This window comes from Salinivirga sp. (assembly GCF_055145285.1).
Genome location: NZ_JBSRDC010000010.1, coordinates 1 through 22464, shown reverse-complemented (window position 1 = coordinate 22464; position 22464 = coordinate 1). Strand labels below are relative to the sequence as shown.

Genomic DNA, 22464 nt, shown 5'->3' with positions numbered 1-22464 from the left:
ATTTAATAATTTATATACTTAAAGTTCTATTATGGATTTTTGTTTAAATTTTGGACAAATTTCAGATAAGAATCTGTAGAAAAATTGTAGTCTACTTAAATTCCTTTTTCACCTTTTGTTATACTAAAAACATGCCATTGCCCTTTTCTACGGTATGATAAATCGAGGTTACTAATTTGGCATATTTGCTTTGCAATGGCTAATCCAAGCCCAAGAGATTTTGAATTGTTACCTTTTCTGAATCGATTGAATATGGTATCAGGGTCAAACTCTAGCTCAGGACCTTCATTTAAAATTTGCACACTGCTATCCGATGATTTAATGTGAATAATGCTCCCCTGGGTTGCATAATAAATGGCATTTTTCAGTAGGTTTCTCACTAATATTTCGAGCAAACCGGGGTCTATCCTGAAATATTGATCGGGATCAAGTGAGGTTTGTATTTGAAGATTACGGTTCGAGGCAAAATCTGCCACAATTTGTACATGCTGTTCAATGATTTCTTTTGTTCGAACTTCTTTAACATTGGCAAACTCCTGGTTGTCAATTTTGGTAATTAAATTCAACAAACTCCCCAAGCGGGAAAGCTGCTGTATTTCATCGTAAATGATTTTTATTTTTTCAGCCTGTTGTTGGTTTAGATCCTCATTAGACAGCAATTGTTCTACTTTGTTGCGCATAATGCTTAGGGGTGTCTGAAGCTCATGTGACATGTTTTCAGTGTAACTTTTTAATTGCTCATAATCGTGTCCGATGCGTTCCTGCATAGCCTCAAACAACTGTTGCAGACGATAAAACTCCCTTGTACTTGTTTGCTTGTGTTGAAATGATTGTTTTTTGGTGATGTTATAAGCTGCCATTTGTTTTAAAATATATTTAAACGGACCGAACAAATAGCCTGAGAGTAAATAATTGATTAGTATTATACTCAATGCCAAGACAATAAAAACCGGGAACATAATTTCGTAGATATCATCTTTGAAGCGATGTAGTTCATCGGCTGATTTTATAACCTCAACACGATAATTTTCACCATTTACAGTTACATAATTAATGCGCTTTCGATAGATCTCTTTACGTTTTGTTTCCTGGTCTGTAATTACTGTGTCTTTATAGAGCGGTTTGAAATTTCCAGGTATTCTTGTAACAGGTGTAACCGTAGCATAATCCTTGTCATTTATTCTATCGGGTTTTTTGGCTATTAATCTTTCCACCCAATGTTCCCGTTGCTCAAGCCGGTTTTCAAGGATATTATCCATATGCCATGTAGCTTCTTTGTGCAGTATATAGGCCGTTACCAAAAAGGAAACCAATGTAAACAAGAGGTAAAAAACGCCCACTTTTGTTAATATGCTATATTTTCTTTTAGCCATTATTCCTCCATTTCAAATTTATATCCCATTCCATACATGGATTTCAGATAATTATCTCCGCCCGCGTCATGTATTTTCCTACGCAAATTTTTAATATGATTATATACAAAATCAAAATTATCTGCCTGGTCGGCATGGTCGCCCCACAAGTATTCTGCTATACTTTCTTTTGTAAGTAAGCGGTTTTTATTTTGCACAAAAAACAAGAGCATATCATATTCTTTACGTGTCAGAGAGAGCAATTGGCCATTACATTTAACTGTTGCTGCATTCAAATCAATCTCGAGCTTGCCGGTTTTTATAAAATCAATACCGGCACTAATTTTTCTACGCAAAATAGTACGGATACGTGCATTGAGCTCTGCCATATGAAAAGGTTTGGTGAGATAATCGTCAGCACCAAGGCCAAGTCCTTCTAGCTTATATTCAAGGGTATGAGTAGCTGTTAATATTATCACACCCATTTCAGGCCGGTGCTTTTTGATGATTTTAAGCAAATCCATACCACTACCATCAGGCAAACCCAGGTCGAGCACAACCATATCGTACTGATACATCACAATTTTATCTTCGGCTGCAGTATATGCGCCGGCCTGTTCCACTAAAAATTTTTGCTCTTTAAGATATTCAGCAATATCAAAGGCCAGTTGCTTATTATCTTCTACAATTAATAGTTTCATATTTGTTGCAAGGTATAGCCAGATTTTGTAGAAAAACTGTAGAAAAACACAACAGAAAATTATATCTATATCAGCCTTTTGGACTGTAATTTTTATGCATACTGTTTGATTTATATACGGGTTGATTGGCAAAAAACACTTCATTTCGAGGTATTGGAATTATTATACCAGCCTCATCAAGCGCTTCTTTTATGGCTTCCAGTTGTTCCCAATATACAGGCCACCATTCTTCAGGGGCAACCCAGCATCTTGCTACAACCTTCATATCGTACTCTCTGAAACCATCGAGCCATACATCCGGTTCCGGTTCATCTAACACCCTTGGATGTTTCCTCATGGTATCGACTACAATTTTTCTTATTTGCTTTATATCGGTTTCATAAGAGAACTTCAGGGTAATATCTATCCTTCGCTTATCCTGCATTGTCCGGTTATCGACATCTGAATTGGCCATGGTACCATTTGGAATGGTAATAATACGGTTATCGAAAGTTGTAAGCCGGGTATAAAGTATATCAATGTTACTCACAATGCCGAGTTGATCGTTTACATAAATCAGGTCGTCGACTTTAAAGGGTTTAAAAATGAGTATGAGCACACCACCTGCAAAGTTGGCCAAACTCCCTTGCAATGCCAGGCCAATGGCCAATCCTGCAGCAGCAATAACAGCAACAAAAGAGGAAGTTTTAATCCCCAGCGTAGTACCTATGCTCACAATAAGAATGGCAAACAGCATAAACCGCACAAGGCTCTGAATAAATGTTGCAAGAGAAGGTTCGATATTATATTTTCTGAAAGACTTCCCCAATAATCGAGAAATCAAACGGATAGATATAAGCCCTAAAATAAACACAAAAATGGCCATAAGAATATCAGGTCCAATTTCAAAAAGAAAATCAAGGAACTTATCTTTAATTTTTATAAGTGTTTCTTCAGTAAACATATAATTCATTTTTAATCTTTGTTATATTTATAAATCCTTCTTGAGGGAAACTAAAATCTTACAGCTATGCCTTTCAGGGACGTTTTTTATTTTTGTCATCAGGCACCCACCGGATAGTAACCTCACGGCGCCCCCATTCGAGTGCATCTTTTATGGATGTACCCATGTAAATGTCAATTTTGCGTTTCCATCTGCGGTTCATTTTATCAAGCACCAGGTAAGTACCGGGCAACCCTTCTATTTGCACACGAGTTCGATAGGTTAACCCGGAATCGAGCAAGTCACGTGAAACCGCAATGGTTTTCATACCTGGTTTTAATGTATCTCCCCAGGCCGCTTCTGCAGGATGGCCGATCGTCTGTGCGGCCAATGAATTATAAGCTGTGGCGGTTACTTCCATTACGCGTTGCTCCTTGTCAGCTTCCTGTTTTTCATTGCACTGTGAAACAATCAACAGAATTAATAACAAAAATGCACTACACTTAATCGATTCCATATTTAAAATTTATCAGCAGCAAAATATAAAAAAAGAAAACATATAATAGCTGGTCGCATGTAATTAAATACTAATATAGTTGCTCTTATTCAGCAATATTTCTAAACTAGTAATATAACAGGCATAACACTGTTTGGTTTATTTTATCGGATTAAAGCTTTTTTTTCGGGACTAAAAAAACCCGGGAAGTCTATTTGCCCGGGCTTTGATTTTGTTTTTACAATTATGGACTAAATGTGTATAACCTCGTCGTAGGCAGCAGCTGCTGCTTCCATAACCGCCTCTGACATGGTTGGGTGTGGATGCACCGATTTAATAATCTCATGCCCTGTTGTTTCTAATTTCTTGGCCACTACGAGCTCTGCAATCATTTCAGTTACATTTTGTCCTACCATATGTCCACCAAGCAACTCGCCATATTTCTTATCGAAGATAAGCTTCACAAAACCATCTTTATGGCCGGCGGCACTTGCTTTACCAGATGCGGTAAATGGAAATTTACCAACTCTTACCTCATATCCGGCTTCTTTAGCTTGTTTTTCAGTCATACCTACAGATGCAACCTCCGGCATTGTATAAGTATTGCCTGGCAAGTTACCGTAATCAATAGGTTGTGGGTTTTCGCCTGCGATTTTTTCCACAGCGCAAATACCTTCTGCTGATGCCACGTGGGCCAGGGCTGGTCCATGTACGATATCGCCAATGGCATAAACACCTTCAATGCTTGTACGGTAAAACTCATCGACTTTCACTTTGCCATTCTCAAGCTCAACACCCATCTCTTCAATACCAATACCCTCCAGGTTAGGCGCAATACCAACAGCCGAGAGCACAATATCTGCTTCATGCTGCTCTTCGCCTTTCTTGGTTTTTACGGTTACTTTGCATTTTTTTCCTGAAGTATCGACTTTCTCTACCGAAGAGTTGGTCATGACTTTCATGCCGGCCTTTTTAAATGAGCGAGCCATTTGCTTCGATACCTCTTCATCTTCATTGGGCAAAACATTGGGTAAGAACTCAATCAAAGTTACTTTTGTGCCCAATGTGGCATAAAAATAAGCAAACTCGGCGCCAATAGCTCCAGAACCAACAACCACCATGCTTTCTGGTTGTTTTTCCAGTGTCATGGCTTTGCGATATCCAATAATTTTTTTGCCATCCTGCTTCAAGTTAGGCAACTCTTTTGAACGGGCTCCGGTAGCCAATATAATATGTTTAGCCTCGTATACTTCTTTCTTATCTTTATCGCCCGTTACTTCAACTTTTCCTTTTTCTACTATTTTGCCAAAGCCATTGAGGACATCTATTTTGTTTTTCTTAAAAAGAAATTCAATTCCTTTGCTCATGCCGTTGGCAACTTCTCGGCTACGACCGATCATAGCTTCAAAATCAGGTTTGATGTCGCCATCTATTTTCACACCGTAATTAGCAGCATTTTTAGTGTATTCGAAAACTTGCGCCGATTTTAAAAGCGATTTTGTTGGTATACAGCCCCAGTTGAGGCAAACGCCACCCAGTTCCGCTTTTTCTACTACGGCTGTTTTCATTCCCAATTGCGATGCGCGGATGGCAGCCACATAACCGCCTGGTCCACTTCCGATAACTATTAAATCGTAACTCATGATGTTATTATTTTCTATGTTGATTATTATTGATTCAAATTATTTTCTATTTTATGTCCTGACTTTCTCAATCCGGCCCTTTCCATAAACCATGAAACCAGACGTGCCATTAAAAACAGTACCAATAAAGCAAAAATAATCGTTGCTCCTGATGGTATATCCACACTAAATGAAACGATTAACCCGGTAAAAATTCCTACGAAAGAGAGAACAACTGAAAACAACATAATGTTTTTGTAATTATGTGTAAACATATTCACAATTGCCTGTGGTACGGTGAGTAATGAAATTACAAGTATAATTCCGGCCACCTTAATGCTAAAAACAATAGTAAGCGCAACCAAAGCAGATGTAAATAAACTAAGCGTATGCACCGGCACATTGTGTGTGCGGGCATATTCCGGGTCAAATGCTATAAACATAATAGCCTTGTGGAAAAACATAAAGTAAACCGTAACGATTAAGGCCAAGGCGGCAAGCAACCATACATCGAGCGCACCGACTGTTAAAATACTACCAAAAAGATATGTCATAAGGTTAGGTGTATAACCGGGTGTTATATAAATAAACACAATACCTAACGCCATACCGGCTGACCACCACAAGCCTATGAGGCTATCGTGCCGCATAAAACGTTTTTGTGAGAAAACATCGATACCCAACGCCGAAAGCACGGCAAATGCAGCTGCTCCCAATATCGGATTAATTCCGAGGTAATAGGCAATGCCAATTCCCCCGAAAGAGGCATGTGTGATACCTCCGCTTAAAAACACCATTCGTCTCGAAACAATATAGGTTCCTATAATTCCGACTGCAATACTGGCAAAGGCTGCAGCGAGTAATGTATTGGTAAAAAAATCGTATTGAAATAGTTCTGTTATATTCATCAATGATCATGTTTTGCATGTCCAACTGATCCTTCGTGTTCGGCAAGTACAGTGTGCGGTATATGCCCATGTGTAACAAGCTGAATAGGACAATTATACGTTTTTAATTGTTCGGGTGTAATTACATTGCTTTTATGATAATGTAACATTCGGTTTACACATGCTATGGTTTTGATATATGACGAAATCATGCCCAAATCATGCGATACCATAAGAATGGCCATGCGTTCATTAAGTTTTTTTAATAACTCATATATTTCTCCTTCAGATGCATAATCGACGTAGGTATTGGGTTCATCAAGGATTAAAAGCGATGGAGAAGCCACAATGGCTCTAGCCAACAGGGCTTTCTGGGTTTCGCCACCTGAAAGACTCCCAATATGCTTATCTGCCAAATGTTCCATTCCAACCCAGCTTAAGGCTTCGCAAGCCTTCTGCCTGTCTTTTTTATTATACCGCCCAAGTAATCTTTTCCGGTACATCAATCCACTCAAAACCACATCGCAAACCTGAAGCGGAAAACGTTTATCTACATTGGTATACTGAGGCAAATATCCTATCTCCAAATCTTTTTTATGATGAATAACCTTACCTGAAACGGGTTTAATAAGACCAAGCATTGTTTTCATCATTGTAGTCTTCCCACCCCCGTTGGGCCCAATGATTCCGATAAAATCATTTTGATGCACAGTAAAATTGATTTGGTTCAGTACTTCTGTACCATCATAGGCTACACGAATATCTTTTAATTCTATAAGTGGATTTGTCATTTTTTATTCAAATTACTTATTAACTTCTATTCTTTAACCGCCCGTTCAATTTTTGAAGACATTTCCTTCATGTTTTCAAACCAATTGTATGCCAATGGATCTATAACTTCAATGCTGGCATTAAGCTCATCGGCGAGGGCCTTTGCTTTGGCCGCCGGAAATTGCTTTTGCACAAAAACAGTTTGTATACCAAGTTCTGTTGACTTTTTAATCAACTCGGCCATGTAGCGTCCGCTCGGTTCTTTCCCTTCCCGCTCAAGGGGTAATTGCTTAAGTTGATAATCGCGTGCAAAATAACTCAATGAGGGATGATAAATCATAAATATCCTCTGTGCTGTATCTTCAAACTTATCACGTATTAATTTGTCCAAATTGGCGACTTTTAACCTCATTTCCTTCGTATTTTGTTTGAAATAATGCGCACTATCAGGCAATAATTTTGTTAAATAAAGCCTTATATTCTCAATTTGAACGCTAACCTCTGCCGGCGAAACCCATATATGTGGATCTACCGTTGCCATGTGCTCATGATTATGTTCTGCTCCGTGATGGTGATTAGCTTTAATAAAATTAACTCCGGTAGACTGATCATAAACTTCCATTTTACGATTGGTAGCCATTATTTTTTCCATCCATGCTTTTTCAAAACCAATATGCCCAATCCGAATATAGGCAGATGCGCGTGAAAGACCACGTAACTGACCGGGAGTAGGCTCATAAACCGCAGGACTTGCACCAGGAGGCAGCAAAGTTTTTACTGTGAAAACTTCTCCTGCAATTTGCTCAACCATAAATTGCTGAGGTTTAATACTAACATAAATAATTTTATTTTTTGGCACAGGTTGTTTTTGTCCACCACAGCCAACAAAAACAAGTGCTATTAAAATTAACAAACCTGGGTTTCTCATAATTGTCAAGATTTATAAATATATTTTTTTATAAGTATCTTAAATTTATTTAAACAAAATTAAAATAAACTAATGTTCGATATTCGAATATAGGCAAAAAAAATCACTGTAAATATTAAGAAAATCAATATCAGCCTATTAAAAATCATTGAAAATCAACCAAAACGAGGTAGTTTGATAGTAAATATTGTTCCTTTGCCCGGTTCGCTTTCCAATTTAATGGTGCCGTTATTCATTTTTACGAAATCGTTTACCAGTATTAAACCAAGTCCGGTACCTTTTTCTGAAGCAGTTCCGGGAGTAGAGTCGGTTTTTGACATAGAAAACAGATTGTTTTGTTGCTTTTTTGTCATACCAATACCAAAATCGTGAATATGAATAAATAAATAATCTTCGTTTTCGGTGGAAGTGATCTCAATACTCGAAGACTCGTGGCTATATTTAATGGCATTGGTCAATAAATTCCGAATGATGGTATTCATCATTTCTAAATCGCAAACTGCATAACTCGAAGAAGCGATCTTGTTATGAATATTGATTTGCTTATTGGCAGCCATGATTTTTACTAATTCGATGGAATTCTCTACAATCTCAAAAATATCATTGTGCACAAGCACTGGAGAAATTGCACCAGTCTGAATCCGTGACCACTCCAATAAATTGTGTAAAAGGTCGTTGGCCTGACTTGCTGTAGTATTTATAGCTTGCAGGTATTCTATTGCTTTTTCGTGGGGCGTTTCGTCGGGGGCTTCAATGGCTAATTCAGATAGTCCAATAATGGCCCCAAATGGATTTTTCAGATCATGAGCCAAAATTGAAAAAAGGCGGTCTTTGGTAGCATTAAGCTCCCTAAATTCTTTTTCTGATTGCTCAAGGGCTTCTCTGTTTTTCTTGTGGTCTGTGATATCTGACACAACAGCAATAATAGCTGTAACAACACCTTTTGAATTTTTCATGCTTGTCATGCTTACATCACCCCACAGAATTTCTTTATTTTTACGTACAAATCGCATTTCCATTCTGTGGCGGTCTTTGATGCCTTTAAGCAACGTGTAAAACTCTGGTCTGTACCTTTCCAAATCATCAGTAGCTAATAAAGACCGTACATTCATTTTCACGAGCTCTTGTTTTTTATAACCGGTCATCTGCGCCCATCCATTATTTACCCGAATGTAATCTCCTCCTGGGTTTAAAATGCCGATACCGATACCGGCATTTTGAAAAATTGCTTCAAGCTGTTGTTCACTATGCTGCACCTGTTCTATTACCCGCTGATAATCTGAAACATCTCTAATTATCACAGAACAATAGACTTTAGACGATCCCCCGAAACGCAATGGCGAAATTAAAAAATCAATGGTGCGATTTCCCCAAAATATTTTTTTTCGGCGGCTATCCCCATTTTTACAAATTTTATTTAGCGCTTTACTCAATGAAAATCCAAAGGGAGAAAATAGTTTTTCAAAATTGCCAAAATCAGGCGATTTATCTGGAAAAAATTCATGTATTAACTCCCCTTCTGCCATGTAAATACTTTCGGGACTAACCTCAACAATTAAAATTCCGGTTTTGGGTAAGTTTTTTACAATGTTGATGAGTACGACTTCATTAGTTAACGACTGGGATTCGAGCTTAATTAGGTTCGTAATATCTTCTTGTATACTGATAAATCCGGAAATGTCTCCGTTTATTTTTCGTAATGGTTTTATGGTTGAATAAACCCAATAATAGCTACCATCTTTACGTCGGTTCTTAAATCGGTTTTCGAATTGTTCTCCCTGCTCAATTGTTTCCCAGAGCCTTTTGTAAAAATTCTCAGGCTGGTCGCCACTTTTTAAAATATTTGGATTTTTGCCAACAAGCTCATTTATCGTGTATCCTGACAAGGATAATAAGCTTTCATTGGCATAAACTATCTCACCGGTTAAATTGGTAATGAGTACCGGATGTGGACTTGTTTCCATCTGGTTGTACAACAAATCTACATCGCCCAGTGAATCAAAAATTCTTGCCAAACGTTGTGTAAGCACAAGATTGTATTGTTGGTTTTTAGTATTGGCCATACATGTAAGGTTGCATATACAGGGGTAAACATCCAAACAGGAAATTAGTTTGGCGCGTGTGCCTGTAAATTGAGCATTACCTCAAAAGAGTCAAGTGAACTCAACAAAACAAAAGTATTTAAAAAATACTGAATTGTAAAGAATTACAATTTACCGGCAATTGAAGTAATCAGGCTAAAATCAAAAGTCAAACCAAAATAGGGTGTCAGCTCCCATTTGCTGATGGTTGGAATAGAGGTACCCTGTGGAACACTATCGCCCTCTTTAAAACCACTTTTTAACAGTCGAAATTCTGCTATGTTCAATCCTGCATTGATATGAATTACATCGAAAAGTTTCAAATTGGGTCCGATATAAAAGTTTTTGAAAAGGTTTTTTCCACCAAAACCCACGAAAAAGCCAATATCTGATGAAAATTCTGCATCATCGGCACTTATGTTGAATAACTTGAAAGTAGCACCCGTTACAAAATCAAATTCATAGTCTCCGGCGTTCTCATTTGTTATCACGTAACTATCGGGGTTTTCAGAACTTTCGGGCTTCAGGCTATAAAGCGGACTGCGATAATTTCGAATTCCGATACCCTGTACAAGACGAATGGTTTTTTCTTTGTTTGTCATGTCATGAATACGCTTCTTCAGGGCTTTAACTTCCTTCTTTGAATATTTTAATTCCTGCCTGGTCAGCAATAAGTCTTTTTCTGTTTCCTGTAAATAATCCTTGAGCGTATCAAGCTGAACACTAACATTCTCTCTTTTTTCTCTTATTAGTTTTATTTCTTTGTTTTTTTCCTGTATGGATTCTTTCCTGTCAGCAATACTTCCAGCCAGTAATTCAATTTCGCGTTCTTTGCCAGACAGCTGGCTGTTTTTTGCTGCCAGCTTTCCTTCAAGCTTTACCAAATCAATTTTGGAGGTTTGTATGGCATTTTGGTATATCAGCTCTCGCTCTGCATACAATTGTTCTTTTTCCTTAATTTTTCGAATCTGCTGGTCAAGCATTACGCTTTGAGAATCTACTTTATTTTGTAGATTTCTTATTTGATCACTCAATTCTTTGTTGAGCGGTCTTAATATTTCGTTCTTTTTTCGTAACCTGCTTACCACATCTTCTAAACTATCATATGTAGTCTGCAGTTTTTTAAGACTGTCGGCATAGAGGCTACGTTCCATATGAATGGAATCTGCTTCGAATTTAAGTAATGTGATTTTATTATGAATCAATTGTAGCGAATCCCTGAATTCATTTTTCCGGATATTCACAAATACGATGGAATCTTTTAAAACCTTTGTGGAATCAATAATATTTTGCTTTAACTCCTCATACTTTTGCCTCAACGCTATTTCAGCCGTATCTGTTTTTAAAGAATCAGCTTTAGCATGAATTTTATCATCAAGTTTTGTTTCCTCCTCAGAGCTTGATTCAACTTCAATATTTTTTTTATTGGTGATAACAGAATCCTCCGGAATTGGCTTTTCTTTTTGCATGGCAGAATCCGGATATACAGAATCGGCCTGAATAGAATCAACTTTGACGGTATCGGGAGTTACCTGGCTTTTTGCGGCTAATGTAGATATTAAAAGAAACAAGAAAAGATAAATACCCTTATGCATTTTACTATTTTTTACGATGATTCATAAAATCAGTCACCGCAAAACAAAAACTGTGCAACTAAATAAAAGTTGCTTTATTTATTCATGTATTTTTTAAGTAAGGTAAAGAGATCGTTTGGATCAATTGGTTTAGCGATATAATCGTCGCAACCAGCATCGAGACAATGCTGTTTCTCGTCCTCCATAGCATAGGCTGTTTGTGCAATAATTGGGAGTTCCGGCTTGGTGACTTTAATTTTTCTGGTAGCATCGAGGCCACTCATTACGGGCATTTTCACGTCCATCAAAATTAAATCAATATCATCATGCTCTGTAGCAGCATCTATTGTTGCCTGACCATCCGTTGTTATAATTAATGTGACTCCTGTATCTTCCAGGAGTTCTTCAAAAAATATAAGGTTAACCTCCTCATCTTCAGCCAACAAAATCTTTCGTCCTTTCCAATCGATATCTTGCCAGGGTAATTGGTCCATAGTTTAAAATTTTATCTAAAGTTAATGCCTTTGGCTTACAGAACAAAAAAAAGATATAAAAATATAACCATGATAGTTCTCAAAAAGTGTTTAAAAACTTCCAGTTCTGTACAATTTGTCTTTTTTCCTTCATAATCATAACAAAATTGAATAATTATTTTTTGCATCAAGAAATATTGATTCAAAGATTTCCACTCCATAAAGTAACTGCTCAAATTAAAAGTTTGTAGTTTTGGACAAAGCAAAAGCTATGCTTCGCAGGGTACAAAAACACATTTTATTACGGGCATTTACCGTTTGGTTGCTGACTATTAGCATTAATTCTAATGGTCAACACCTGCAGGACTCAAGCAAACAGCAATTCAAGACCTGGCAGCTTCTCGCTGCAGAGGGTTTAGTTTATTCAGGAAGCATGCTGGCGCTAAATGAAGTATGGTACAAAGATTATCCGAGGAGTTCTTTTCACTGGTTCAACGACAATCATGAGTGGTTACAAGTCGATAAAGTTGGGCACACATACGCTGGTTATCAAATTGCATATCAGAATGCATGGTTGCTCGAAAAGACAGGTTTAAGCAGGCAAAAAGCAAGTTTACTAAGCACTGCCATGTCTGTCGCTGCCATGTCGAGCATAGAATTATTTGACGGTTACTCTGCTCAATGGGGTGCCTCTTCGGGAGACTTAATTGCCAATATAAGTGGTGCTGCATTTTTTGGAATTCAGGAGCTGATATGGGAATCTCAGATTTTCAGACTAAAATATGGTTACAAAGCGTCGCCTTATGCATCGAAAAGGCCTGAGGTCTTAGGTGAAGATGTTTTACAAAGATTAATCAAAGATTACAATGCACAATCGTACTGGTTAAGTTTTAGTTTAAACAAAGCAACCGGAATGGATAAGATACCACCATGGATTGCTCTGGCTTTTGGCTATAGCGCCGGTGGCATGCTGGGAGGTAGTGAAAACCCGGAACCATTCAATGATGTTAAACGATACAGACAATTTCTGTTTTCGCCGGATATTGACTGGCAAAGAATTCCCACTAATAACAAATATCTAAAAGTACTTTTTCGTATGCTCAACATAATAAAAATACCAATGCCTGCAGTAGGTCTGGCAAATGACCGCATCAGATGGTACTGGTGGCAATAAATTTTTGCAATATTCTCATTCTACGGGAATAGTAATATCGTATCTAACCCCTTTGCCAGGTTCAGAGTCAATTTTGTAAGTTGCATTCATGGATTTCAAACGCCCCAGTATGTTACCAACCCCGCGACCGGATAAATCATCATCTGAAAGATTGGGAGTAAAACCAATGCCATTGTCCTCATAATGAATATTTAAACTATTTTTCGAGTGAATAAGTTTGAGTGTAATCAGCGAAGCTTCGGCATGTTTTATTGTATTGTTTAACAATTCATTGATTACCCGAAAAGCATTAATTTCAATCTGTTCTACAAAGCGCTTTTCATTGAGTGTTGAATAAAGGTCAATTTGATAAAAATCCCGAAGAGCATCGACTCTTTTTTCAATGGCTTTTTCAAGTCCGCCCTTAAACAAAGAAACAGGACTTAAATCTTCTGACAAAGAACGCACTGTGCCGACAGCATCAGAAATTAGTTCATCAAACTGTTCAACCAAATAATCAAAGCTACCTTCGCCTTTAGCTTTTAAAGTGTTGGTATATAATTTCATTGAAGAAAGTACAGGCCCAAGTTCATCGTGTAGGTTAGCAGCAACACGTTTACGCTCTGATTCCTCTGTCTGAATCATGGTATGAAATAATTGCTGTTCAAATTTCTTTCGATACGAAATGTCGCGAACTATTATAAGAAAAACATCGCTATACCCGAGCTTAATTTTTCTACTCCCAATTTCTACAGGACTAAGCGAACCATCAGCAGAAAAAATTTCGAACTCTGTTAATTTAATCTCTTCACCGGAAGTGGCATCAAGCCATTGGGAGAAATTCTGCTGTTCATGTCCAAGTATCAACGTATCAATACTCACCCCGGCCAAATCGTGATATTTATAGTCGTAGTTCTTTACGAATGTATTGTTGACTTCACGAATTACAAAATCTTTAGAAACCAAAATAATTCCGTCTGTACTACTATGAAAAATGGAGCGAAACTTAAATTCATTTTCTTCTGTATTTCGGCTGACTTTTTTAATTTCAGTGTAATCAGCGAGGTGGGCCATATACACCCCAGGCTCTTTCATTGGCACAATCTGTAATCTTAAATATTTATCCTTATTAGCTCCACCCGGCCAACTTTCAAAAGGTTTTTCTCTATCGGTAGGCAATGGAATGGAATCTAATTCATGCCCAAGTTTACGGAATAACATTTGTGGCGTCAGTTCTTCCTCCGTATGCCCTATCATATAAAGCATTTGCTTATTAATGTATAAAAACCTGTCCGCACGAAAAACAGCCACCCCGTCATTTATGGTTGATAAGATTGCATTGGTTTGGTCCTGATGCTGTTTTACCTCTTCAAGTAATTTTTCATATGCTTCATTCTGTCTTTGGTATTTTCGATTCAGATGTCTAATTATTCGATTTTGGTTCTCTAACCGCTCTTTACTTCTCTTTTCGTCAGAAATATCGCACAATATAACCTGGATGTATTCCTCATTATTCACCGCAATTTTATTTAAACTAACATCTGCAAAAAATCTTGTCCCATCTCCTTTTATATGCTGCCATTCGAAATGCAACACTTCTCCTTCCAGGGTGTTATTTATGAGTTCAATTGCTTTTTCGTCTGAAGAAGAACCGTCTGGTTGGTACTTGGGTGATAGAATAAAGGGTTCTTTCCCGATAATTTCGTCTCTCGTGAGACCGAAAATTTTTTCTGCCATGCGGTTACAGTCCACAAATACATACTTTTCCATTGTAAGCATGGCAAAACCGGCAGTCTCCTTTAAAAGCTGATACTTTACAGCATCTTTTTTTAAGGTCTCAACCTCTTTTTGCAGCCTTCTGACTTCATCCTTTAAAACTTTTTTTTCCATAATCCGTTAAAAGATGAACGAAATTTAACCAAAATATATAACTCAGCACAGTTAAAGTAATTCATATTATCAAAAAGATTGGTAGAACTTGCTAATTTGATAGAATGAAACCAACAAAATAAACCCATTCGAATAATTCTCCTAATTTTTTCTATTTTAGCACCCAAAAAGAAATCCTATGCAGACGATAATTGATTTGTTTGAGAATAGCGTGAGAAGATTTGCTGATAATCCCTTTATGTGGGAAAAACAGCGAGGAAAATATCAACCTACCACCTATAAACAAACTTTATCACAGGTTGAAGTTGTAGCTAATGGCCTGCTCTCTATCGGAATTAAGCCGAATGACCATATTGCTTTGCTCAGTGAGGGCCGGAATAATTGGATAATAAGTGAATTAGGTATACTGTATACAGGGGCGGTCAATATTCCCCTTTCAATAAAACTGGAAGCCAACGAAGTTCTTTTCAGGGTAAATCATTCAGAATCACGTTTTTTAATTGTTTCAGGGCAACAAACCCCCAAAATTGACAAGGTCAAAAAAGACTTTTCGCACGTCGAAAAAATAATTTATCTGGATGAAACCAATCTTAACACGCCAGAAGCAATTTCCTTTGACGAGCTAATAAAAGCAGGGAAAAAATACAGGGAAGAAAATAGCGATGAGCTGCAAAAAAGGAAAGAAGCAATAGAAGGAAACCATTGGGCAAACATTACTTACACATCTGGCACAACGTCAGACCCCAAAGGCATTATCCTTACACACCGAAATTACACTGCTAATGTAGAACAGGCATACAGCTTAATGGATATACCAGAAAGCTATAAAACCTTATTAATTCTGCCACTCGACCATTGCTTTGCGCATGTAGCGGGTATTTATAGCTTTATGGGAAAAGGCGCATCATTAGCCATGGTTGAAACGGGAAAAAATGCACTTCAAACACTCAAAAATATCCCTGCCAATATTAAAGAAATCAAGCCAAGCTTGCTATTAAGCGTGCCTGCTCTGGCCAAAAACTTCAAAAAGAACATTGATGCCGGAATTAAAGCAAAGGGGAAATTGATGTGGAACCTCTACCAGTTTGCTTTAACTAATTCTTACAAATACAATAAAGAAGGTTTCAATAAAGGCAAAAACGGAAGCATATGGCGCAAACCATTGGTAAGCCTTTTTGATAAAATTCTTTATAAAAAAATCAGAGAATTTTTTGGCGGGCAACTTAAGTTTTTCATCGGCGGTGGAGCTTTGCTTGACATTGAACTTCAACGTTATTTTTATGCTATTGGCATACCCATGATGCAGGGTTACGGATTATCAGAGGCCACACCTATTATCAGTTCCAATGCCCTGCATAAACACAAACTGGGTAGTAGCGGATTTCTGGTAAACAACCTGGAATTAAAAATTTGTGACGATAATGGGAATGAGGTTTCCAAAGGTGAAAAAGGTGAAATAGTTGTAAAAGGTGAAAATGTAATGCATGGTTACTGGAAAAATGAAAAAGCAACCCGGGAAACCATAAAAAACGGATGGTTACATACCGGAGACATGGGTTATATCGAGAAAGACAATTTCCTTTATGTGCTTGGTCGATTTAAAAGCCTGCTTATTAGTAACGATGGCGAGAAATACAGTCCTGAGGCAATAGAAGAAGCACTGACAGAAAAAACAACTTACATCGACCAAATTGTACTTCATAACAATCAGAATCCATATACAATCGGATTAATATATCCTAACTATGAAGCAATAAAAAGTGCATTGCAGAATAGTAATCTTTCAATGACTCATGAAGAGGGTAAGAAACAAGCGTTACAGCTCATTCAATCAGAAATAAATCACTTTAGAAAAGGAGGCCGCTATGAAGGGGAGTTCCCGGAAAGATGGCTCCCATCAGCCGTGGCTGTGCTGGAAGAAGGATTTAATGAGCAAAATAAAATGATGAACAGCACTATGAAAATAGTAAGAGGAAAAGTAACAGATTCTTATCGTGAACGGATTGAATACCTCTATAATAAAAACGGAAAAGATATTACAAACGAAATAAACATGAAGGCTTTGGAAAAAATAAGCCAAAACTAATTGTGACAAAAGCTTATGGAAGCGCTATCAAAATGGTAGCGCTTTTTTTATTCATCGCCAAAAAACTCATTTTTAAAGTTGACCAGATACAATTTACTCTGAGCCCTGGTAAATGCAGTATACAGCCACCTCAGATAGTCAACACCCAGCATGTCTTCGGTAAAATAGCCCGGATCTACAAAAACAGTATCCCATTGACCACCTTGTGATTTATGACAAGTAAAGGCGTAAGCATATTTTACCTGTAAGGCATTAAAATAGGGATCTTCACGTATGGCCTCAAATCGTTTCTTTTTTGATTTAATCTGCGAATATTCTCCTTCTACAGAATAAAACAGATCTCTGTTTTGCTGCCCATTCAAGTTGGGAGCTTCGCTCACCAGGGCATCCAAAATAATTTTCACATCAATTTCTATATCAGAATAGTCTTCAGGCATTATGGTTACATCTGCAAACCGAAAACCATATTTTTCTTCATACTTTTTAATTGCCAATATTTTTATAAAATCGCCATTGGCTATAAAATCAGTATTTTCAAGATCTCTGGCCCAATAATAATTATTTTTTACAACCATTAACCGATCATCAGGAGTTAGTTCACTTTCGTACCACAAAACCTGGTTCCTGATACCCTGATTATACATATTGGCCTGCTTATTAGAGCGCGTCACAACCGCCACATTATGCAGCCCTTTACTTTGGTAAACATCTTGCAAAATCTCAACAAAATCATTTCCCGGAATGCGCTCAATATCTGCAAAAGCGTTTATTTCGAATTTGGGTATTTTATAACTTTTCTCGGCTAATTGCGTTCTGATGCGCGTAGCATTCAATAAAATGCCGGATTCTCTTGTTTGCCTGATTACCTCACGTAAAGTGCAAAGGCGTACATCTTTGCCAAATTCACTGATAACGGTTTCGCGTAGAGCCGGGCTCAGGGTAAGGCCAACAGGAGGCAGCTGCGCAACATCTCCGACAAGAATAAGCTGGCAGGCCTCTCCGGAATATACATATCGGAGTAAATCAGACAAAAGATTGCCCGAACCAAACATATTTTCGCCATCGGTTTGGTCACCGATCATACTGGCTTCGTCAACTATAAACACAGTATGTTTATGTAAATTCCGGTCAACTGCAAAAGAAGAGTTAAACTCTTTACCTGATTGCTGCCTGTAGATTTTTTTATGTATTGTGGAAGCCTGTTTTTTAGCATAAAATGAAAACACCTTAGCTGCACGCCCGGTTGGCGCAAGCAGCACGGAACGCTTCTTATACTTATCTAAAACCCGCACAAGCGCACCAATCAGAGAGGTTTTGCCCGTACCAGCATAACCTCTGATCATCAAAACTTTTTCTCTTAATTCATTATTATTATAATTCACTAAAATAGTGGCCATTAAGCTTGCTGCCTGTAATTGATCGTTAGTAGGTTCAAAACCTAACTCTTTAATTATATGGGAAGAAAGTTGCTGTTCAATCATTATTGATAACTTTGTATTTTGCCAAATAAAAGAAATAAATGAGCTGCAAAAATGGTGAATTTAAAATAATTTATAAATTTGCAGACAAGATTAAAGTAAAATCAATAAACAAATTTTAGTCCAATGAGAAAGGTCCTGCAATTTGCATTAGCTATCGCAGCCATAGTGCTGGCTTACTTACTATATGACAGCATCATGAAGCCGATTCGCTTCGAAAAAGAGCGAAAAGAACGCTATGAAGCGGTAATCCAAAACCTGAAAGACATCAGAAAAGCTCAGGTAGCCTACAAAGACGTATATAACAGATATACTGCCAGTTTTGACACCCTTGTTGACTTCGTGAAACACGATTCGCTTGCACTGGTAAAGGCAATTGGTAATATTCCTGAAGAGTATATTGACTCACTTAAAAGTCGTTCAAAAGCTGAAAAGCTTGCGCTGAAGCAAGAAATTATTAGCCGGGACACGATCAAAGTCAGTGTTAAAGATTCGCTTTTTGGTATGGATTACAATGTTGACAAACTGCCAATTATTCCATACACCAAAGACAAAAAATTTGAATTAGCCACGGGCGAAGTAACTGCCTCTGGATTGCCTGTAAAAGTATTTGAAGCTAAGGCACCAAGCGAAATTATCCTTCACGGAATGAACAAACGCCTTATTGCCTCCTATAATGACGGTAAAGATTACAAAGGCCTTAAGGTTGGGTCACTTGCTGAAGCAAACAATAATGCAGGAAACTGGGAGTAACGCCAATGAATTATACCGTTTCGACGATCGATAAAATCGACGAAAGATTCGACTTTAATAATACGGAAAAATATATAAAATCCATTCAGCTAAGTCTGAATGGATTTTCTTATATGGTAACAGATCCGGAAACCACTACCCATTTGGCATTACGGCATTACGACTTTGGCACTGAGTTACCCATAAAACGACTAGCTGAAATAGTTGAAGACTTGTTCGAAAATGAGGATATTCTTACAGGAACTCACAACCACATAAATATCTCCTTTATCAACAGACCATGGGCAATGGTGCCGGATATGTTGTTCGATAAAAAAAATATAGACAAGCTTCTCAATATCAATTACAAGATAGATGAATTCTCAGTGGCTACGTTTTGTAAAATTCCAGGTTCCAATATAATCATGGCCTCACGTATACCAGTAAAAATCTTCAACATCATTAACAATAAAGCTGTTAAAGTTAATATCATCCCGCATCAATCAGCATTTTTATTTAATGCTCTCCAAACGCTAAAACATACTGAGCCCCAAAGTGCTTTTTTCATGGCCGTTCATGATCAGTTTTTTGAAGTTGCATATATGAAAGAAAATGAGCTGAAATTTTACAATAACTTCAGCTATAACCAATATGCCGATATTCTTTATTATACGCTGGCAGCTATGGAGAAACTGGAAATTAGCCCTTCTCATTCAAACCTCTTTATTCAAGGCAACGACCTGGTTAAAGAAATAATTCCACAGGAAATAAAGCGGCATATCAAAAATGTATATTTAGACAATCAACTATATAAAGAGCAATATACATTTCATTTTGATCAATTACCCATGTATAAGTACAAACTATTAACCGGAATATACCGATGCGGATCATAAGTGGTACTCATAAAGGAAGACAAATAAAATTACCGCCTAACTTCAAAGCCAGACCAACAACAGATCAGGCAAGAGAAGGGTTGTTCAATATTTTAGCTAATAGCTATGAATTTGAGGGATTAAAAATTGCCGATCTTTTTGGTGGTACAGGAGCCATCTCTTTTGAATTTGCCTCAAGAGGCGCAAGCGAAATTTATTGCATTGAAATAGCCCCCTTCCGCTACAAGTTCATAAATAAAAATGCTAAAGCAATTGGGTTTAAACAAATAAAAACATTCCGAACGAATGCATTCAATGCCATCCAGAAACTGCCAAAGAACAACTTTGACATTATTTTTGCAGATCCCCCCTTCGATTTGCCCAATAAAGAGAAAATAATCAATGATGTAATGGAAGCCAATATTTTAAAAAGTGGCATGCTCATTTTGGAACATGGAGATGATGAAAAATACATTGAATCGAAATATTTCATTAAACAAAGAGACTACGGAAAAGTGTGTTTCTCTTTTTTTGAGAACAAATAAAAACCTGCTCTACAATTAATCTGGCAAATGGGTTTACTTCAGCGAAAACGAAAAAGAATCTTCACCGTTGCTTTTTCGCATTATATACATGATGTATATGCAGCGTTTTTCGCTCCAGTATTGCCATTACTCATTGAAAAACTTGGCCTTTCGTATACCAGCATTGGTATTTTACAGGTTTTGCAGCGCTCTCCTTCATTTCTGATGCCGTTTATTGGCATACTGGCAGAACGCGTTGCTCTTAGGTATTTTGTAATTTGGAGTCCAGCCATTACAGCCATTACAATGAGCTTATTGGGGCTGGTACCAAATATCTGGTTTTTAACTTTGATTTTGGTAATAATGGGAGCTGCTTCGGCACTTTTTCATGTGCCTGCCCCCGTTATGCTGAAACAAATTACAACCCACCGCATTGGTTTTGCCACAAGTATGTATATGGTTGCTGGCGAGTTGGCTCGTACTTCCGGACCAATGATCATTCTGGGTGCCATAAGCTTATTAACCTTCGAAGGTACCTGGTTGCTCATGTTTATAGGTATAGCTGCATCAGTTTTTCTGCATTATCAGTTAAAAAGTATAATGGTGTCGAATAAAATAAAAAAAGCTCCATCCTTACAAAACCTTAAAAATACATTTAAGACTTATTCCGGATTATTGACAATAGTTTTTTTTATTATCATGTTCAGAGCCATGATAAAAACATCACTAACCATTTTTTTACCTGTATATCTGACAGAAAATGGACGAACACTCATATTGGCAGGTATTGGACTAACCATATTACAAGCTGCGGGAGCGGTGGGTACGCTACTTTCCGGCACACTCTCTGATTTTATTGGACGAAAAAAAATTATTATCATCACCACACTGCTGACACCTGTTTTTATGTACGGATTCATTTCCACTACAGGATGGTTACAAACTATATTTCTCATAATGACAGGTTTCGTTCTATTTGCATCTGGCCCGGTATTCATGGCATTGATACTAAACGTAAGCAAAACAAACCATGCTTTTCTTAATAGTTTAAACATGACTATTAACTTTGCCGGAGGATCGGTTGCGGCCCTTTTTATTGGTTCGTTATCAGACTATACGGGTATCAATAATACCTTTTTCTACGCAACCATAATAGCTTCACTGGCCATACCATTTACATTTTTCTTACCTAATGAAAAAAGAAAAAGATATGACAAATAAACATCAAAAAATATGCGTATTCTGTGGTTCTCATGAAGGAATTGATCCTTTTTTCAGGGAACAAACCATAGCCCTTGGAAAAATGCTCGCAGAAAATAATTATGATCTGGTATACGGAGGGGCCAATGTTGGCCTAATGAAAGTACTGGCTGAAAATTACCTAAAAAAAGGCACCAGCGTAACCGGAATAATTCCAGACTTCCTGGCAGAAAAACATCTTGTGCAACCCGGATTAACCAACACCATAGTTGTGAAAAGCATGCAGGAAAGAAAAATAAAAATGGCCACAATGGCCGATGCTTTTATAGCACTACCCGGGGGGTACGGAACGCTGGAGGAGTTATTTGAAGTGATCACAGCTTCACAATTATCATTACATAAAAAGCCAATCGTTGTTGGTAACTTTAATGGTTTTTATGATCATTTACTGGCCCATAGAGAAAACATGATTAAAGATGGCTTTGTTGATAAAAACCACCGGCATACTTTTGTGGATGCGGAGAATGCGCACAAAATTATAAAAGCGTTAGAGAAATATGTTGCACCAGACACACCCAAATATGTTGAAGAAGTGCAAAAAAAATACAATAAGTAAAATACAATGAATAGAACAGATATCGCAATTAACCCAACTTGAAAACACAAACGCATAAATAACTTCCATTGAGTGCATTATGATTTTGTTTTTTACAATTGGG

The 22464-nt window shown here is 37.4% G+C and carries 20 protein-coding genes; 7 read left to right on the top strand and 13 right to left on the bottom strand.

Translation table 11 applies throughout. The features are described 5' to 3' along the window. Nucleotides 1-95: 95 nt before the first annotated feature. The 11 genes from ACTB0Y_RS02310 to ACTB0Y_RS02260 form a co-directional block, all read right to left on the bottom strand. A complete protein-coding gene (locus ACTB0Y_RS02310; RefSeq protein WP_463205176.1) occupies nucleotides 96-1373 on the bottom strand; it encodes a sensor histidine kinase in 1278 nt (425 codons plus the stop codon). Next, entirely contained in the window at nucleotides 1373-2053 is a 681-nt protein-coding gene (locus ACTB0Y_RS02305; protein ID WP_463205175.1) for a response regulator transcription factor, read from the bottom strand. Before ACTB0Y_RS02305 ends, ACTB0Y_RS02310 begins: the two co-directional genes overlap by 1 nt. 70 nt (nucleotides 2054-2123) lie before the next feature. Continuing rightward, complete coding sequence (locus ACTB0Y_RS02300; RefSeq protein ID WP_463205174.1) at nucleotides 2124-2996, bottom strand: mechanosensitive ion channel family protein; 873 nt, start codon at nucleotides 2994-2996, stop codon at nucleotides 2124-2126. Between the two features lie 73 nt (nucleotides 2997-3069). Beyond that, nucleotides 3070-3492 (bottom strand): 3D domain-containing protein, encoded by a 423-nt coding sequence (locus ACTB0Y_RS02295; RefSeq protein WP_463205173.1) that lies wholly within the window; start codon nucleotides 3490-3492, stop codon nucleotides 3070-3072. Nucleotides 3493-3722: 230 nt separating this feature from the next. Further along, nucleotides 3723-5114 carry a dihydrolipoyl dehydrogenase gene (gene lpdA / locus ACTB0Y_RS02290; protein WP_463205172.1) on the bottom strand — a complete coding sequence of 464 codons (1392 nt, stop codon included), beginning with the start codon at nucleotides 5112-5114 and terminating at the stop codon, nucleotides 3723-3725. 26 nt (nucleotides 5115-5140) lie between these two features. After that, a complete protein-coding gene (locus ACTB0Y_RS02285) occupies nucleotides 5141-6001 on the bottom strand; it encodes a metal ABC transporter permease (protein WP_463205171.1) in 861 nt (286 codons plus the stop codon). After that, complete coding sequence (locus ACTB0Y_RS02280; RefSeq protein ID WP_463205170.1) at nucleotides 6001-6771, bottom strand: metal ABC transporter ATP-binding protein; 771 nt, start codon at nucleotides 6769-6771, stop codon at nucleotides 6001-6003. Before ACTB0Y_RS02280 ends, ACTB0Y_RS02285 begins: the two co-directional genes overlap by 1 nt. A 26-nt stretch (nucleotides 6772-6797) precedes the next feature. After that, nucleotides 6798-7679 carry a metal ABC transporter solute-binding protein, Zn/Mn family gene (locus ACTB0Y_RS02275; protein WP_463205169.1) on the bottom strand — a complete coding sequence of 294 codons (882 nt, stop codon included), beginning with the start codon at nucleotides 7677-7679 and terminating at the stop codon, nucleotides 6798-6800. 155 nt (nucleotides 7680-7834) lie between these two features. Beyond that, nucleotides 7835-9742: a PAS domain-containing sensor histidine kinase gene (locus ACTB0Y_RS02270; protein ID WP_463205168.1), complete on the bottom strand. Its 1908-nt coding sequence runs from the start codon at nucleotides 9740-9742 to the stop codon at nucleotides 7835-7837. Nucleotides 9743-9885: 143 nt separating this feature from the next. Beyond that, nucleotides 9886-11355 (bottom strand): hypothetical protein, encoded by a 1470-nt coding sequence (locus tag ACTB0Y_RS02265; protein WP_463205167.1) that lies wholly within the window; start codon nucleotides 11353-11355, stop codon nucleotides 9886-9888. Between the two features lie 74 nt (nucleotides 11356-11429). Beyond that, a complete protein-coding gene (locus ACTB0Y_RS02260; RefSeq protein ID WP_463205166.1) occupies nucleotides 11430-11828 on the bottom strand; it encodes a response regulator in 399 nt (132 codons plus the stop codon). A gap of 232 nt (nucleotides 11829-12060) precedes the next feature. Between ACTB0Y_RS02260 and ACTB0Y_RS02255 the strand changes: the two genes are divergently transcribed. Further along, nucleotides 12061-12981, top strand: coding sequence for a DUF2279 domain-containing protein (locus ACTB0Y_RS02255; protein WP_463205165.1), 921 nt, complete (start codon nucleotides 12061-12063; stop codon nucleotides 12979-12981). Nucleotides 12982-12996: 15 nt separating this feature from the next. Here ACTB0Y_RS02255 and ACTB0Y_RS02250 read toward each other — a convergent pair whose 3' ends face one another. Next, a complete protein-coding gene (locus tag ACTB0Y_RS02250; RefSeq protein ID WP_463205164.1) occupies nucleotides 12997-14850 on the bottom strand; it encodes a sensor histidine kinase in 1854 nt (617 codons plus the stop codon). A 178-nt stretch (nucleotides 14851-15028) separates the two neighbouring features. Between ACTB0Y_RS02250 and ACTB0Y_RS02245 the strand changes: the two genes are divergently transcribed. Further along, the gene (locus ACTB0Y_RS02245) at nucleotides 15029-16936 is read left to right on the top strand and encodes an AMP-dependent synthetase/ligase (RefSeq protein WP_463205163.1); all 1908 of its coding nucleotides are present in this window, start codon (nucleotides 15029-15031) and stop codon (nucleotides 16934-16936) included. A 47-nt stretch (nucleotides 16937-16983) separates the two neighbouring features. Here ACTB0Y_RS02245 and ACTB0Y_RS02240 read toward each other — a convergent pair whose 3' ends face one another. Next, nucleotides 16984-18417: an ATP-dependent DNA helicase gene (locus ACTB0Y_RS02240; RefSeq protein WP_463205162.1), complete on the bottom strand. Its 1434-nt coding sequence runs from the start codon at nucleotides 18415-18417 to the stop codon at nucleotides 16984-16986. Between the two features lie 123 nt (nucleotides 18418-18540). Between ACTB0Y_RS02240 and ACTB0Y_RS02235 the strand changes: the two genes are divergently transcribed. From ACTB0Y_RS02235 to ACTB0Y_RS02215, 5 genes are read left to right on the top strand one after another with little or no spacing between them, the layout of a single operon-like run. Beyond that, nucleotides 18541-19167, top strand: coding sequence for a hypothetical protein (locus tag ACTB0Y_RS02235; RefSeq protein WP_463205161.1), 627 nt, complete (start codon nucleotides 18541-18543; stop codon nucleotides 19165-19167). Between the two features lie 5 nt (nucleotides 19168-19172). Continuing rightward, a complete protein-coding gene (locus tag ACTB0Y_RS02230; RefSeq protein ID WP_463205160.1) occupies nucleotides 19173-20042 on the top strand; it encodes a DUF3822 family protein in 870 nt (289 codons plus the stop codon). Next, nucleotides 20030-20566 carry a 16S rRNA (guanine(966)-N(2))-methyltransferase RsmD gene (gene rsmD, locus ACTB0Y_RS02225; protein WP_463205159.1) on the top strand — a complete coding sequence of 179 codons (537 nt, stop codon included), beginning with the start codon at nucleotides 20030-20032 and terminating at the stop codon, nucleotides 20564-20566. Before ACTB0Y_RS02230 ends, rsmD begins: the two co-directional genes overlap by 13 nt. 27 nt (nucleotides 20567-20593) lie before the next feature. Then, a complete protein-coding gene (locus ACTB0Y_RS02220; protein ID WP_463205158.1) occupies nucleotides 20594-21766 on the top strand; it encodes an MFS transporter in 1173 nt (390 codons plus the stop codon). After that, nucleotides 21756-22361 (top strand): LOG family protein, encoded by a 606-nt coding sequence (locus tag ACTB0Y_RS02215; RefSeq protein ID WP_463205157.1) that lies wholly within the window; start codon nucleotides 21756-21758, stop codon nucleotides 22359-22361. Before ACTB0Y_RS02220 ends, ACTB0Y_RS02215 begins: the two co-directional genes overlap by 11 nt. The last annotated feature ends 103 nt before the right edge of the window (nucleotides 22362-22464 follow it).

Coding starts and splice junctions, on each gene's coding strand:
- ACTB0Y_RS02235 (WP_463205161.1), top strand. CDS start 18,541: ATGAGAAAGGTCCTGCAATTTGCATTAGCTATCGCAGCCATAGTGCTG.
- ACTB0Y_RS02275 (WP_463205169.1), bottom strand. CDS start 7,679: ATGAGAAACCCAGGTTTGTTAATTTTAATAGCACTTGTTTTTGTTGGC.
- ACTB0Y_RS02230 (WP_463205160.1), top strand. CDS start 19,173: ATGAATTATACCGTTTCGACGATCGATAAAATCGACGAAAGATTCGAC.
- ACTB0Y_RS02270 (WP_463205168.1), bottom strand. CDS start 9,742: ATGGCCAATACTAAAAACCAACAATACAATCTTGTGCTTACACAACGT.
- ACTB0Y_RS02240 (WP_463205162.1), bottom strand. CDS start 18,417: ATGATTGAACAGCAACTTTCTTCCCATATAATTAAAGAGTTAGGTTTT.
- lpdA (WP_463205172.1), bottom strand. CDS start 5,114: ATGAGTTACGATTTAATAGTTATCGGAAGTGGACCAGGCGGTTATGTG.
- ACTB0Y_RS02245 (WP_463205163.1), top strand. CDS start 15,029: ATGCAGACGATAATTGATTTGTTTGAGAATAGCGTGAGAAGATTTGCT.
- rsmD (WP_463205159.1), top strand. CDS start 20,030: ATGCGGATCATAAGTGGTACTCATAAAGGAAGACAAATAAAATTACCG.
- ACTB0Y_RS02265 (WP_463205167.1), bottom strand. CDS start 11,355: ATGCATAAGGGTATTTATCTTTTCTTGTTTCTTTTAATATCTACATTA.
- ACTB0Y_RS02250 (WP_463205164.1), bottom strand. CDS start 14,850: ATGGAAAAAAAAGTTTTAAAGGATGAAGTCAGAAGGCTGCAAAAAGAG.
- ACTB0Y_RS02280 (WP_463205170.1), bottom strand. CDS start 6,771: ATGACAAATCCACTTATAGAATTAAAAGATATTCGTGTAGCCTATGAT.
- ACTB0Y_RS02295 (WP_463205173.1), bottom strand. CDS start 3,492: ATGGAATCGATTAAGTGTAGTGCATTTTTGTTATTAATTCTGTTGATT.
- ACTB0Y_RS02260 (WP_463205166.1), bottom strand. CDS start 11,828: ATGGACCAATTACCCTGGCAAGATATCGATTGGAAAGGACGAAAGATT.
- ACTB0Y_RS02285 (WP_463205171.1), bottom strand. CDS start 6,001: ATGAATATAACAGAACTATTTCAATACGATTTTTTTACCAATACATTA.
- ACTB0Y_RS02215 (WP_463205157.1), top strand. CDS start 21,756: ATGACAAATAAACATCAAAAAATATGCGTATTCTGTGGTTCTCATGAA.
- ACTB0Y_RS02310 (WP_463205176.1), bottom strand. CDS start 1,373: ATGGCTAAAAGAAAATATAGCATATTAACAAAAGTGGGCGTTTTTTAC.
- ACTB0Y_RS02220 (WP_463205158.1), top strand. CDS start 20,594: ATGGGTTTACTTCAGCGAAAACGAAAAAGAATCTTCACCGTTGCTTTT.
- ACTB0Y_RS02305 (WP_463205175.1), bottom strand. CDS start 2,053: ATGAAACTATTAATTGTAGAAGATAATAAGCAACTGGCCTTTGATATT.
- ACTB0Y_RS02300 (WP_463205174.1), bottom strand. CDS start 2,996: ATGTTTACTGAAGAAACACTTATAAAAATTAAAGATAAGTTCCTTGAT.